A 13,518-nucleotide genomic window follows, 5' to 3' on the forward strand; every position below is an offset into this window, starting at 1 on the left:
GATCGTGATCTCCCGAGTGGAAGGGCGGTCGGTACTGCTGGCGTCGTGCCAGTCGGTGGCGCTAGACCGGGTGGCACCGCGTTCGATCACCGCGATCGCAGAAAAAAAGTGGTCAGCGGCTCGAACGGCGTTCTCAGGGCGATGGGCGCCCGATCTCCGCGAGCCAGTCTCGCGCTGCTTGCGCTTCGGCCGCATAGGCGGGATGGGCCTCGAGCACGGCGGTGGCGTGCTCGAGGGTCGCCCGCGTCGACGCGGGCGAGTCGATCGAAGCCCGCAGGTGCGCCCGCCGGGCGCGTAGCCACGTCGACTCGGGATCGCCCTCGCTCCGGATCCCGGCGAGGATCGTCTCGTTGATCCCGAGCAGCTCGGCGGCTCGATGCGGATCTCCGGCCTCGAGCCATGCATCCGCGAGGGCGGCTCGACCGTCGAGCACCCACACGCTGTCATTGGGGACCGAGGCGGCGAGCGCCTCGAGGTGGCCCTCGAGCCGAGCGATCGCCGTGTCGTGCTCGCCCCTGGCCGCCTGGATGCGTGCCAGCCACAGCCCGGCCAGCTCGACTCCGGAGGGAAACGTCGCCGCGCGCAAGCTCTCGATCTCGACGGCGTGCCGGACACACTCCTCGGCGCGATCGAGGACGCCCGCCGCCAGCAGCAGACGGCCCAGCCGCAGCCACGCGCTGGCGACGTAGGGATGCGTGGGGCCGAGGGCTGCTTCCAGCTGCTGCTGTGCGGCGCGGCCCATGGCCTCGCCGACCGTGGGATCGCCCGTTGCAGCCTCGAGCTCGGCCAGGGCGAGCCGGGTGTTGGCCAGCATGGGGTGGTCGGTGCCGACCTGGGGCTCGGCCAGGGCCAGCGCCTCGTCGAAGAGCCGACGAGCGTCGCCCCAGCGTCGCTCGAGGAGGGCCAGCCGCCCCAGCGCATGGAGCACGTGATAGAGCGGGATCGCCTGCGAGCCCAGGCTCTCGCGGTAGATCGTCTCCGCCAGCTCGAGGTCGCGCCTGGCCTCGGCATGGCGGCTGCCATCGAGCAGGGTGGTGCCTCGAATGGTCGCAATCATGGCGCGTTGCGGATGCCGAGGACCCAGTGCGATCTCCGTGACGTGCATGGCCTCGCGCAGGGTCTCGAGCGCGCTGGCGTGATCACCCATGTCGCGCTCGATGTGACCGAGGTTGGCGAGGGTGAGCGCGATCTCGGGGTGCGCGTGGGGGAGGAAGCGTTGCCGGGTCTCCAGCGACTGGCGGGCCAGGGCCCGCGCCTGGTCGAGATCGGGAGTTCGGATCTCGACCGCCGCCGCATTGTGGAGGAACAGCCCCAGGAGCGCGTCGTCGTTGGTGTGCTCCACCAGCGCTCGTGCCCACGGCAGCTCGAGCTTCGCCTCGGCCGGCTTGCCCAGCTGCTCGCTGCGCACGTAGATCTTGCGCGTGGCCGCCTCCGCCGCGACCTCGTCGTGACCGCAATCGATCGCGATCCAGGCCGCCGTCCCGAGGTTCTGGTCGGCCGCGGCCCCCTCGCCGGCCAGCAGCTGGCCGGTGCCCCGCCGCAGCAGTGCCTCGGCCACCAGCGGCGGGTAATCGAGCTGCTCGGCCCGCGCGAGCACCTGCTCGGCCGCGGCGATGCTCTCCTGCAGCCGCCCCGCGTCCTCTACCGAGCGCGCCCGCGCCAGGCGGTCGCGTAGCGACGCGACCTCGGCGGCAATCGCCTCGGACGGCGGCTCGACGTCGGCCAGCAGCGCCTCGGCATCCTCGCAGCGCGCGATCGCGGGCAGTCCCGTCACCGCGCTCACGGCCTTCTCCACCACGGTCGCGTCGGCCTGCTCGAACACCTCCACCAGAGCATCGAGCGCGCTGCGGCTGCGCGACAGGCAGGCCAGGCGGCGCTCGTAGAGCAGGTCCGACACGGTGCCCGAGCGATGCACCTGGCAGGCCTCGTGCCGAGAGCTCACCCACGCATCCGCATAGGCGTCGAGCGCCGGCTCCACGCGAGCCCAGGTGTCGTCGCCATGCGGCGCGCCGTCCCGCAGCGCGGTGGCCACCCGCGTGCGCCGGGCATCGTCCCACGCCGAGAGCAGGGCCTCGCGGCCATCGGGGCAGGGCTCTCGCTCGGTGAGCTGCGCCACGCCAAAGCCACCCCCGAACAGCACCCCCAGCGCGGCCACGCGAACGACCCACCGTCGCCGTCGGGCGCCGGGGTCGGCCGCCAGCGCCTCGAGCAGCGCGGCCATCGACGGGTGCCGCTCCGCGGGCGCACGCGACAGCCCTCGCAGCACCACGCGCCGCACCCACGCCGGCACCGGGGTGTCCTTGGGTGCCTCGACCGGTGCCCCGTCGCAGATCGCGGCCACCAGCGCGGGCAGGGTCTGCACCGGAAACGGATGGATCCCGTAGAGCGCCGAGTAGAGCGCCACGCAGAAGCTCCACTGGTCGCTCTTGGCCGTGGCCGGCTCGCCGCGATGCTGCTCGGGGGCCATGAACGCGGGGGTGCCCACGATCGCGCCGGTCCTGGTCAGCGAGCGATCATGGGGCTCGACGAAGGCGTCCTCGCGCGACGAAGGCGGCTCGGAGCGTCCCCCTCGCTGGTTGGAATCTCGGGCCAGCCCGAAGTCGAGGATCTTCACCTGCCCGTCGTCGCCCACCATCACGTTGCTGGGCTTGAAGTCGCGGTGGACCAGGCCGGCTTCGTGCGCGGCCGCGAGCCCCCGACCCGCGCGGAGGAACACCTCGAGCACCGTCGCCAGCGGCCGGGGCTCCGCAATGAGCCATGCATCGAGGCTCGAGCCCCGCACGAATTCCATGGCGATGAAGACCTGCCGGTCGACCTCGCCCACCTCGTGCACCGCCACGATGTTCGGATGCGAGAGCCGGGCCATGGCCTGCGCTTCTCGGCGCAGTCGCTCGCGTCCCTGGGTGCCGCCGGACCCCGGGACCGCTCGCATCACCTTCACCGCGATCTTGCGATCGAGCTCCTCGTCGTAGGCGGAGAACACCGTGCCCATGCCGCCCTGACCCAGGCGCCCCAGAATGGGGAAGCGTCCGATCCGGAGCGGCTCGCTCTCCACCTGGAACAGCTGCGCCTTGAGCTTGGCCCGCGCATGGGCGCGCTCCACGTCGAGGGCCTCGTCTTCCGAGGGTGGCTCTCGGGACGGCTCCCGGGGCGCAGGATCGGTGGTCGTGAACGCGCTGCCTCGCCCGCTCGCTGCGTCGTCGGGCTCGCGTGGACTCGAGCCTGGCTCCCAACCCGGAACCGCTGCGCCGGCCTCGGGTCCTTCCGCGTTCGTCACAGGCCCAGGCGGATGCCGCGATCGCGGCAGTAGTTGCGGATCTCCTTGCGGCGATCGTCACCCAGCGGCAGCGACTTCATGCTGTCCTTGGCTGCGGACTCGTCCTTCATGCCGCACGCCGCCTTGGCCTTGACCTCGTAGGCCTCGCCCGACTTCTTCTTGTACACGCTGCGATTGGCCAGTCGGTAGGCGTCGCGGTAGCGCCTCTCGGACAGCGCCTTCTTGGCCTCCTCGAGCAGCTCGTCGGCCGTCATCGCCGACTCGGCGTCCGGATCGGAGGGTGGTGCGGTCGGAGCCTTGCTGGTCGAGCGCCCGCCGTCGTTCCCGCCGCCGTTGGCCGCTCCTCCGTCCTCGTCGTCGAGCACGGGCTCGTCCGCGGAGCCCGCGGTGGTATCGGCCCCCTCGTCGGCCATGGCCGGCTCGTCGCCACCCGAGCCGCCGGCCGCGGCATCGTCACCGGCCGCATCGTCACCGGCCGCGGCATCGTCACCGGCCGCATCGTCACCGGCCGCGTCGTCACCGGTCGCATCGTCACCGGCCGCGTCGTCACCGGCCGCGTCGTCACCGTTCGCGCCCTCGCCGGCCGCGTCGTCACCGTTCGCGCCCTCGCCGGCCGCGGCTCGGTCGCCCGCTCCATCGGCTCCGGACGCAGCGCCCGCGCCACCCCCGACCGCGCCCGCCGTGGCCACCGAGCCGGACGGGCTGGCGCCGTCCTCGGGTCCCAACGCCGCCACCAGCGCCAGGCACACGAGCCCGATTGCCGCTCCGATGGCCAGGCACGTGCGAAGCGACAGGCCCTCGAGGGGAGCGAGCACGGAGGTTCGTTGGGGCGCAGGGGCGTCGGTCATGGGGCCTCGTGGGCGACTCTACCGGATCTTCAACCCTCGATGCGATCGGACTTGCGCCCCTGGAGCACCTGTTCCTCCACGAAGCGAATGATGCGCTCGGCCACGTCGACCCCCGACGCGGTCTCGATGCCCTGCAACCCGGGAGAGCTGTTGACCTCCATCACCAGCGGGCCGTGGTTGCTGCGCAGCATGTCGACGCCCGCCACCCGCAGCCCCAGGATCTTGGCCGAGCGCACGGCGGTGCTGCGCTCCTCGGGAGTGAGCTTGGCCTGCACGGCCGAGCCTCCGCGGTGGAGGTTGCTGCGGAACTCGCCCTCGGGACCCTGGCGGAGCATCGAGGCGACCACCTTGCCGTCGACCACGAACGCGCGCACGTCCGCGCCGCCGGCTTCCTTGATGAACTCCTGCACCAGGATGTTGGCGTCGAGCTGGCGGAACGCTGCGATCACCGACTCGGCCGCCTTGTGGGTCTCGGCCAGCACCACGCCGATGCCCTGCGTGCCCTCGAGCAGCTTGATGACCAGCGGGGCACCGCCCACCTGCTCGATCACCTCGGCGATGTCCTCGGGGTTGCGCGCGATGCTGGTCACCGGCATGCCGATCCCCCGGGCGGCCAGCAGCTGCAGCGCCCGCAGCTTGTCGCGCGAGCGGGCGATGGCCTGCGAGGGGTTGGCGGTGAACACGTCCATCGCCTCGAACTGGCGCACCACGGCGGTGCCGTAGAACGTCTGCGAGGCGCCGATCCGCGGGATCACGGCGTCGGTCTCCACGGTCCGCCCCGACAGCCGGACCTCGGGTCGACGCGAGGTGATGTTCATGGTGCAGCGGCTGTAGTCGACGACCTCGACCTCGTGATCGCGTCGCTTGGCCACCTCGACCATGCGGCGGGTGGAGTAGCTCCCCGGGTAGCGGGACAGGATCGCGATCCTCATGTCGAGACGTCCTCGGTCTGGCCGGCGGGGCGGTCCTTCTTGCGCGCCCCCTTGCCGCGGATCTTGGCCATGTGCACCACGGGGTCGCCCCGGTGTACCACGGCCGTCCGCAGCACCCCGATCACGACGCCATCGTCGGGGGCGTGCAGCACGCGCTCGCTCTGCCCCACCGCGTCGCAGACCACCCCGACCCGCTGCTTGCGGGTGATGCGTTCGCCCAGTCGAACCTCCACCCGGCAAAAGCCGCTGCGTCCGGCGCGGATCCAGCGGTTGCCCTCGGTGAACACCGGAGGCGCCTCGGCGGCTGGCACGGCCGGGATCATGCGAAGTCGGGCCAGCACCCGTCGGGCCCCGCTGACGCCCGCTTCGATCACCTCTTCGTGAAAGCGGCCCGCTTCGCCACCCTCGAACAGCAGCACCGGGATCCCGCGCTTGACGGCCTCGGCGCGGAGCGTGCCTGGCGTGGCGGGCGTGTCGAGCACCAGCGGTGCACCGAAGGCCACCGCCAGGCGGCGGGTCTTGGGGTCGGAGATATCGCAGCGGATCTGGGGCAGGTTGGTGCGTCCGCCCGAGCCCGTGTGGAAGTCGAGCCCCAGCTCCGCACGCTTGGCCACCCGCTCGAAGAACGCGTGGGCCAGCCGCCCGGTCAGCGAGCCGCGGCGCGTGCCCGGAAACGAGCGATTGAGGTCGCGGCGGTCGGGGAGGTAGCGCGAGCCCGCGGTCACGCCGAACACGTTGACCATGGGCACCGCGAGCACCGTGCCCGACTGCAGCGTGGGATCGAGCAGCTGCACCACGCGGCGCACGATCTCGATGCCGTTGAGCTCGTCGCCGTGCACCGCGCCCGACAGCCACACCACCGGCCCGCGCTTCTTGCCGTGCGAGACCACCACCGGCATGTGGACCCAGTCGCCGGTGGGAAGCCTGGCGATCGGCAGGTCCACCGTGGTCATCGTGCCCGGATCGACCGCGGTGCCCTCGAGCTCGAATGGCTCGGGCTCACCCCTCCGCACGGCTCTTGCCACGGCGCACCAGCTCTTCGACGAACTCCACGATCTTGCCGGCCACGTCCTTCTCGGTGGCCTTCTCGATGCCCTCGAGGCCCGGCGATGCGTTGACCTCCATCACCAGCGGGCCGTGGTTGCTGCGCAGGATGTCGACCCCGGCCACGCGCAGCCCCAATACCTTGGCCGAGCGCACCGCGATCGAGCGCTCCTCGGGCGAGAGCTTGACCTTCTCCGCGCTGCCGCCCCGGTGGAGGTTGCTGCGAAACTCGCCGGGGGCGGCCTGGCGGATCATGGCCGCCACCACCTTGCCGTCGATCACGAACGCGCGTAGGTCGGCGCCCTGCGCCTCCTCGATGAACTCCTGCACCAGGATGTTGGCCTCGAGCTGACGGAACGCCGCGATCACCGACTCGGCCGCCTTGTCGGTCTCGGCCAGCACCACGCCCACGCCCTGCGAGCCCTCGAGCAGCTTGACGATGAGCGGGGCGCCGCCCACGAAGCGGATCGCGGCACCGATGTCCTCGGACGTGCGGGTGAAGCCGGTCACCGGCAGCGGCACGCCCGCTCCCGCGAGCATCTGCAGCGCGCGCAGCTTGTCGCGGGCCCGGGCGATGGCCAGCGAGCCGTTGGCCGAGATCACGCCCGCCATCTCGAACTGCCGCACCACCGCCGTGCCGTAGAAGTTCTGGGCCGCGCCCACGCGGGGGATGATCGCGTCGAACCGCAGCGGCTCCCCCTCGAGCAGCACCTGGGGCTCGCGCGAGGTGATCGTCATGAAGCAGCGCGAGTAGTCCACGCACGCGACCTCGTGGCCGCGTGACTCCCCGGCCTCCACGAGGCGACGGATCGTGTACTTGGATGGGTCGTGGGTGAGGATGCCGATCTTCACGGCGGGTCTCCGAGGCGGAGCGTAGCAAACGCCGTGAATCTTCCATACCAGGCGCGGGATACGGTCGGCGAACGGATTTCCCGCGGACGACCGCTCATCGGTGTGCGCGCGTCACCAGGGGGCCACGCTCACCGTGCTCCGCGTCCTGGCTTGAGCCGCACGCCATGGGCCTGCTTGCACTTGGCGCGCACGCTGGCGCGCCGCAGCAACGGGACGTCTCGCAGGGCCTGGGCGGCCTCGTCCGGCTCGTCGAGCGAGCACGCGGCCAGGGCCATCAGCTCGGCTGCGTCGGCGCTGGGGCGCAGCGCATGGCTTCGGCCAGCCAGGCGGTGGGCGGTGGTCGCGTCACCGGAGGTGTAGGCTCGTCGCGCGTCCACGATGAGGGCGCTGGGGTCCTCCGCGGTCGAGGTGCGAGTCGCTGGCGGTGGTGTGCGGGTGTCCTTGGGATCGAGCGTGGGGGTGGAGCGAGCTCGGCTCGCTCTCGGCTCGTGCTTGCTGCGGCTCCTCGACTTCGACGCGGCCGATGGCGACCGCGAGCTCGCCGTGCGATCGTCCGCGGCCGAGGTGGGCTCGACCTCCCGGTCGCTCGTGACGGAGGGCTCGGGCATGCGCCGAGCCACGCTCGCCGCGGCCGGCTCGGTCCCGAACCCCGCAATCGGTCGACCGGTCACGGCCAGCGGCGTCGGCTCGGCCGCGGAGCCCTGCCGATCCATCGACGAGGCGGATCGATCGTCTCCACCGTGCATCGCCCCGAGCGTGACCAGCATGGAGACGACCCCGCCGAGCGTCGCGGGGATCCACCAGCGGCGAGTCGGCGCGGGCACGGGCTCGATCGCAACGGCAACCCGGGCGGGATCGGCGAGCGAAGCGATCGGCTGCGGACGCTCGAGCGCGCGCGGCAGGACCGCGTGCAGGGCATCGAGGGCCGGCGGTGGCGGCTCCCGAACCGCGCCGGTGGGCTCCAGCTCACCGGCCTCCACCAGCGCATCGACCTGCAGCAGGGTCTCCAGCTCGCCCAGCGGCGATCGCTCGAGCACCTCGCCGAGGGTGGCGCCGCCGTCGAACCGCGATCGCGTGGGGCGGTGCTCGGCCTCGGTCGCATCGGCGAGCGACGGCATCGGACCGCGGCAGGTCAGCACCACGTCGGGGGCGGGCAGCCGCTGCCGCACGCGCTGTCCCTCGTCGAGCCGCCGAGCCGCCTCGAAGATCAGGGCCGTGGTCGGGAGCTCGATCGTGCGGGGCCGGGGCTCGGCCGTGATCTCGACCCGGAACTCCCCGCGGTCGTGCGTCACGATGCGATACACCGCGGCCGCGCCTCGCAGCGCTCCGCTCTGCGCATCGACGATCTGCCCCGCCGAGAACCACAGCGTGCTCGTGCCGTGTGCATGGAAGAACCGCACGTGACCCGAGCGGCGGTAGATGCCCAGGCTCTGCAGCAGATCGAGCGCACAGACGTCCTCGAGGTGTCCCGATTGCTGCGTGCGTGCCTCCATGTCGATGCACCCGTCCCACGGACGAACCACTGGCACGATCGACCCGACGATCGATCGACCGACGACGCCGCGATCGACCGCTGCGTTCCTGGGTAGCGTAGACCCCAAACCGCGTCGGCGCAGGTCGTATTAACTGTCTCTTGCCCCGACATCTGGGCAGCCGAGCATCCGGCCAGCCCCCAGCCGGTGCCCCCAATCTAGTTGGGAGCCACCACCGTGAGCTCGACTTCGGTGCCCGGGGGGACCGAGGCGCCGGGCTGCGGATCCTGGCGCAGCACGTAGTCCTGACCGCGTTCTTCGTGCTCGACGCGGCGGATCGTGCCCACGGTCAGCCCCGCCTTCTCGAGCGTCTTGCGGGCCTTGCCGAGGTAGGTACCCGCGACCTTGGGGACCTCGATCGACGGCGACTCGGCCACCACGATGCGCACGATCGAGGGGGCCTTGGCGCGCTCGCCCCCCGCCGGGAGCTGCCGGATGACCGTACCCGGAGCCTCGCGCGAGGGCTCGATCGTGGGCTCGGGGACCTCGAAGCCTGCGTCCTGCAGCACCAGCCGTGCATCGGCGACCGGCTTGCCGATCACGTCGGGGATCTCGGCATCGGGGGCTTCCTTGGCCACGGTGACCCGGATCTCCTTGGACGCCAGCGGTGATCCTGCCGCCGGACGCTGCTCGATGATCGACCCCGGCTCGGCGCCGCTGTCGACCTTCTCTCCGTCCTCGATGATCACCAGCCCCTTGTCACGCCAGCGCTCGCGGGCCGCCTCGACCGACATGCCCTCGAGGTTGGGCGCGTTCAGCTTGGGCGTCGGGGCCGGGGCCGTCGGGAGGCCTTGCTCGAGCTTGGTGGCGCGGTCGGACGGCGCAGTCGGACCCGCCGGGCCGGCCGGCCCCGCGGGCAACAGACCCTGGAGCTGCAAGATGTACGGCCCAAGGAGCAGCTGGGTGGCCACCGCCGTCACGAGGGCGATGAGGAACATCTTGAAGGAGTCGTTCATCGACCGCTCAAGGGCTCGGAATCATTGGAGACGTACCACGCCAAGGGCACGCGTCCAAGATCCTCCCGTTTTCGAGCGCTCACCAACCCTCGGTCGCGGAGCGCGCGGCGGCCCAGCGCCGTTCGAGGGGGGCCAAGGACGGCGTGGAGCCGTAGCGCGCTGCCGAGGCCCGAGGGGCTGCCCAACCGCGAGCGATCGTTCCGCGGCTCGAGACGGCAAGCCCGGAGTCCGTGTCGGCGGGCAGTCCGTCCCACACGTCGGGCGGCAGGCGGAAGCGCTCACCGAGAGGGTCGAAGCCCCGCTGGTGCAGCACCAGAACGCCTCGAAGCTGCTCACGTCGTGCACTGCGAGCTTGCCTTGCTCGGGGGCCGAAGCGAGGACGGAGTAGGGCCATCGATTGCCTCGAGAGTGGTTCCTCGTAGCCCATCCTCGTCGCGCGATCCGTGACAGCCCGCCGTCGATCCTGTACCACGAGTTTCGTGATCGAGAACGTTGGTGCGCTGGCTCGAGAGAACCGGGACGCGGAGCTCGTCTTGGCCTTCGTCTCACCGTTGGGCACACCGCTCGACGGCGTGCAGAAGGCACTGTCCGATGGGCTCCGCGAGCATGGCTATGGCCTCGAGGTACTGGTACGCATCTCGGAGCACCTCGACGAGATGCGGCAGGCACCACAGGACGAGCGCCCAGCCGCGCGACAGGAACGCCTGATGGAAGCGGGCACCCATCTGCGCCGTGAGCACGGAGGGGACTACCTTGCGTTGATGGCCATTGCGCACATCAATGCGACACGAGAGATCGACGAGCACGACGAGGTGCTGCCCCATCAATGCCGAGGTCACCTCATCCGCTCGCTCAAGCACCCCGACGAGGTGACTCGGCTCCGACACGTCTATGGCAAGGGCTTCTTCTTGCTCGGGGTCTCCGCTCCGCGGAGCCTGCGGTGCGAGACGCTCATCAAGAGGAACTTCCCCCTCGACGAGGCCAACCGGCTGCTCGACAAGGACGCGGCCGAAGACGAGAAGATCGGCCAGCAAACGCGAGAGACCTTTCAGTTGGCCGATGCCTACCTGTGGGTAGATGGCGATGATGGCCAGCGCATCGGGCACCAGGTTCGCCGTATCCTGGATCTCCTGTTCTCGTGCCCGTTCCACCCGCCGACTCCCGAGGAGCACGCCATGTTCATGGCCTACGCGGCTGCACTCCGCTCGAGCGACCTCTCGCGTCAGGTGGGCGCCGTGGTGGCCAATCGCCTTGGCGATGTGGTTGCATCCGGGGCCAATGAAGCGCCGGCTCCCAACGGCGGCACGTACTGGCCCTCGAGAGTCGAATTCGATGGGTCGACCGACGAACTGGCGGGTCCCGACTATCTCCGCGGCTACGACTCCAACGAGCGCGAGCGCAACCGCATCTTGGCGCGGGTGATCACCAAGCTCGTTCCCGAGGAGGCCCGAGACGAGGCATCCGGTGATGGCATCGACGACTTGAGCCCAGGAGCGCGCAGCGCCTTGATCGCGAAGTACAAGGACCGCCTCGAGGGCACGGGCATCCTCGACCTCACGGAGTTCGGCCGAGCCGTACACGCCGAGATGGCGGCGTTGATGTCGTGTGCTCGATCCGGCGTCACCCCCGTGGGGGGAACGCTCTACTGCACGACGTTCCCCTGCCACAACTGCGCGAAGCACATCATCGCGTCGGGAATCACGCGGGTCGTCTACGTCGAGCCGTACGCCAAGAGCAAGGCCAAGGATCTCCATACCGACGCGATCGTCCTTCCACTTGAGGACGAGAGGAGGTGGGAGTCTCAGGAGCGGCGGGTGGAATTCAGGGCGTTCGAGGGCATTGGTCCTCGGCGGTTCGTAGATCTGTTCTCCCTCACACTGGGGAGCGGTAGGCCGGTCCGTCGCAAGAAAAAGGGGGCGGACGGTGCGCGAGAGGGATGGGAGCGCGGTGAGGGATCGCTACCGCGGCTCCCCTTGGACTCCCGATCCTATCTCGAGCGGGAGGACGCTTGTGCGAAATACTATAGACGCCAACAACCAGGCGATGGGAAGCTCTGAATTGCCCGGAGCCACCGCCGCAGGAGCACCCGATGACCACGACCAAGCCCGAGAACTCGCAACCGATCACCCTGACCCTGCGGGAGGTGCTCGAGGGGGCGAAGCGAGCGGAGGATCGGGTGGAGAAGTGGCCCGAGTGGAAGCGCAAGCTATCCCCGCTGACCTGGCCCGAGAGCAGCGCGAGTCCGATCTCCAAGGTTGAGAAGACAGGCTGACGTTCTTCGGCGACCACACGCGAGAGAGTGAGTCGCAGGCTGCTCGACAACCTCCTACCCCATGAGAAGGGCACCGAGGTCGAGAAGGAGTAGACGAGGGATGGAGCAGACTTCTCGAGTCGCGAACGTGGTTGGTGCCGCCCCCGTCACCCCGTCGATCGGGTGAGCCGCGGTAGTTGGCCGCGAGCGATGCCGTCGCCATCCGTGGACGCCGCGCTCGTGCGCATGATGGGGGAGCCCGCGCCCGGCACTGGCCGTCGGCGGCTCCAGAAGTACGCCGTCATGCCGGACCCGCAGACCACACAGATGCCCAGCGTCAGCGGTGCCGCGAACGGGAACACGAAGCTGGCGGCCAGACCCACGAGCGCGAGCACGGGGACGATGCCCAGCCACCGGCCCACGCTCGCGCTGCCCTGCCCGAAGATCGCCGCGGCCACCACGAGCATGAAGCGATCGGTCTGCTCGGCCGAGAGCTCGATGAGCCGCGAGCAGATCGTGATGGCCACCGTGGCCAGCGCGAGGGCCATGACCATGGCGAACACGCGCTGGTTGTAGTGGTTGCGCCGAAACACGTGTTTGGTCGCCACGAGCGCCACGCCGGTGCTCGACCCGAACAGCACCTTGGACCAGAACGCGTACTCGTCGAACCCGGACCCGCTGGCGCTGACGCGCACGAGCAGCAGCGTGCCGAGCAGGCCGAGCCCACCGAGCGTGAGCACCGAGAGCATCCACAGTCGCTGGCGCAGGGCCACCGTGCGGTCGAGCTCCGGATCGTCGGTGCGCTCGGGATGCTCGGCGAGCACCACGAGCAGCTCGTCCATCGAGCCCCATCGCTGGCCGGGGTCGACCGCCAGGGCCCGCGCGAGCGTCTCGTGGGCCCATGCCGGCACATCGGTGTCCCTGGGCTCCGGGCGCAGCTTGCCACGGACCACCGCCTCCAGCAGCTGCTCGACGTCCTCGCCTTCGAACGGTCGGTGGCCGTAGAGCGCCTCGTAGAGGGCAATGGCGAAGCTGAACTGATCCGAGCGCGGATCGGTGGTCTGGCCGAGCGCGTGCTCGGGCGACATGTACATCGGCGTGCCGACGCGCGCGCCCGCCCGAGTCAGGTGCGAGGGCACGTCCTTGGCGCTGACTGGCAGCTCGTCGGCGAGCGATGCGGCCTCGGGATCGACGATGGCGATGCCGAAGTCGAGCACCTTGACCCGCAGCGGGCTGTGACCACCATCGGCGCCCGCGCGCTGGATCATCACGTTGTCGGGCTTGAAGTCGCGGTGCACGACGCCGGCCTCGTGTGCGGCCTGCAGCCCGCGCCCCGCCCGGATGAACACGTCGATGATCTCGGTCCACGTGAGGGTCTGCTCGGCCAGCCAGCGGGTGAGGCTGATGCCCTCGATGTACTCCATCGCCACGAACAGCTGCCCGTCGTGCTCGCCGACCTCGAAGATCTGGACGACGTTCGGGTGGGAGATCCGAGCCATGGCCTGCGCCTCGCGCCGCAGCCGCGCCGTGGTGATCGGGGTCTCGCGCAGCAGCAGCTTGAGGGCCACGCGGCGGTTGAGGGACTCGTCGTAGGCCGCATAGACGATGCCCATTCCACCGGCTCCGAGCTCGCGGAGGATCTGGTAGCGGCCGATCCGGCTGGCCTCGAGCACGGGGCCGGCTCCGGCCCTGGTCGACTCCTCGGCGTCGGCCGAGTCTTCGATCCCGAGCTGCGAGTCCATGACCGTCGCAGCCAGCGGGCTCCGACTCCCGGCAGGGTCCACCACGAGGGCATCCTACTCGATGGCAGCTCGCGAGCCGTGGCT

Annotated in this window: 10 protein-coding genes; 2 read left to right on the top strand and 8 right to left on the bottom strand. The window is 70.6% G+C overall.

Annotated features, from left to right (window positions below):
• Positions 1-133: 133 nt before the first annotated feature.
• The 7 genes from OEB96_RS12260 to OEB96_RS12290 form a co-directional block, all read right to left on the bottom strand.
• Positions 134-3,103 (bottom strand): serine/threonine-protein kinase, encoded by a 2,970-nt coding sequence (locus OEB96_RS12260; protein ID WP_266215769.1) that lies wholly within the window; start codon positions 3,101-3,103, stop codon positions 134-136.
• Positions 3,104-3,273: 170 nt separating this feature from the next.
• Entirely contained in the window at positions 3,274-4,125 is an 852-nt protein-coding gene (locus tag OEB96_RS12265) for a hypothetical protein (RefSeq protein WP_266215770.1), read from the bottom strand.
• Between the two features lie 29 nt (positions 4,126-4,154).
• Positions 4,155-5,057 (bottom strand): 30S ribosomal protein S6--L-glutamate ligase, encoded by a 903-nt coding sequence (rimK, locus tag OEB96_RS12270; RefSeq protein ID WP_266215771.1) that lies wholly within the window; start codon positions 5,055-5,057, stop codon positions 4,155-4,157.
• Complete coding sequence (locus OEB96_RS12275; RefSeq protein ID WP_266215772.1) at positions 5,054-6,082, bottom strand: succinylglutamate desuccinylase/aspartoacylase family protein; 1,029 nt, start codon at positions 6,080-6,082, stop codon at positions 5,054-5,056. The genes rimK (OEB96_RS12270) and OEB96_RS12275 overlap by 4 nt, the downstream gene beginning before the upstream one ends.
• On the bottom strand, positions 6,057-6,953 hold the full coding sequence (gene rimK, locus OEB96_RS12280) for a 30S ribosomal protein S6--L-glutamate ligase (protein ID WP_266215773.1): 897 nt from the start codon (positions 6,951-6,953) through the stop codon (positions 6,057-6,059). The genes OEB96_RS12275 and rimK (OEB96_RS12280) overlap by 26 nt, the downstream gene beginning before the upstream one ends.
• Before the next feature lie 128 nt (positions 6,954-7,081).
• Positions 7,082-8,482: a DUF4388 domain-containing protein gene (locus tag OEB96_RS12285; protein WP_266215774.1), complete on the bottom strand. Its 1,401-nt coding sequence runs from the start codon at positions 8,480-8,482 to the stop codon at positions 7,082-7,084.
• Between the two features lie 161 nt (positions 8,483-8,643).
• Positions 8,644-9,441, bottom strand: a complete 798-nt coding sequence (locus OEB96_RS12290; protein ID WP_266215775.1) for a PASTA domain-containing protein — start codon at positions 9,439-9,441, stop codon at positions 8,644-8,646.
• A gap of 572 nt (positions 9,442-10,013) precedes the next feature.
• On the opposite strand from OEB96_RS12290, the gene OEB96_RS12295 reads away from it, so the two are divergent.
• Positions 10,014-11,498 carry a deaminase gene (locus tag OEB96_RS12295; RefSeq protein ID WP_266215855.1) on the top strand — a complete coding sequence of 495 codons (1,485 nt, stop codon included), beginning with the start codon at positions 10,014-10,016 and terminating at the stop codon, positions 11,496-11,498.
• Between the two features lie 32 nt (positions 11,499-11,530).
• Positions 11,531-11,713, top strand: coding sequence for a hypothetical protein (locus OEB96_RS12300; protein WP_266215776.1), 183 nt, complete (start codon positions 11,531-11,533; stop codon positions 11,711-11,713).
• Between the two features lie 146 nt (positions 11,714-11,859).
• On the opposite strand, the gene OEB96_RS12305 is transcribed toward OEB96_RS12300, so the two are convergent.
• A complete protein-coding gene (locus tag OEB96_RS12305) occupies positions 11,860-13,434 on the bottom strand; it encodes a serine/threonine-protein kinase (protein WP_266215777.1) in 1,575 nt (524 codons plus the stop codon).
• Positions 13,435-13,518 lie beyond the last annotated feature (84 nt).

The organism is Paraliomyxa miuraensis, from assembly GCF_026337845.1.
In the GTDB taxonomy this organism is placed as follows: domain Bacteria; phylum Myxococcota_A; class Polyangia; order Nannocystales; family Nannocystaceae; genus Paraliomyxa; species Paraliomyxa miuraensis.

Coding starts and splice junctions, on each gene's coding strand:
- OEB96_RS12265 (WP_266215770.1), bottom strand. CDS start 4,125: ATGACCGACGCCCCTGCGCCCCAACGAACCTCCGTGCTCGCTCCCCTC.
- rimK (WP_266215771.1), bottom strand. CDS start 5,057: ATGAGGATCGCGATCCTGTCCCGCTACCCGGGGAGCTACTCCACCCGC.
- OEB96_RS12290 (WP_266215775.1), bottom strand. CDS start 9,441: ATGAACGACTCCTTCAAGATGTTCCTCATCGCCCTCGTGACGGCGGTG.
- OEB96_RS12300 (WP_266215776.1), top strand. CDS start 11,531: ATGACCACGACCAAGCCCGAGAACTCGCAACCGATCACCCTGACCCTG.
- OEB96_RS12305 (WP_266215777.1), bottom strand. CDS start 13,434: ATGGACTCGCAGCTCGGGATCGAAGACTCGGCCGACGCCGAGGAGTCG.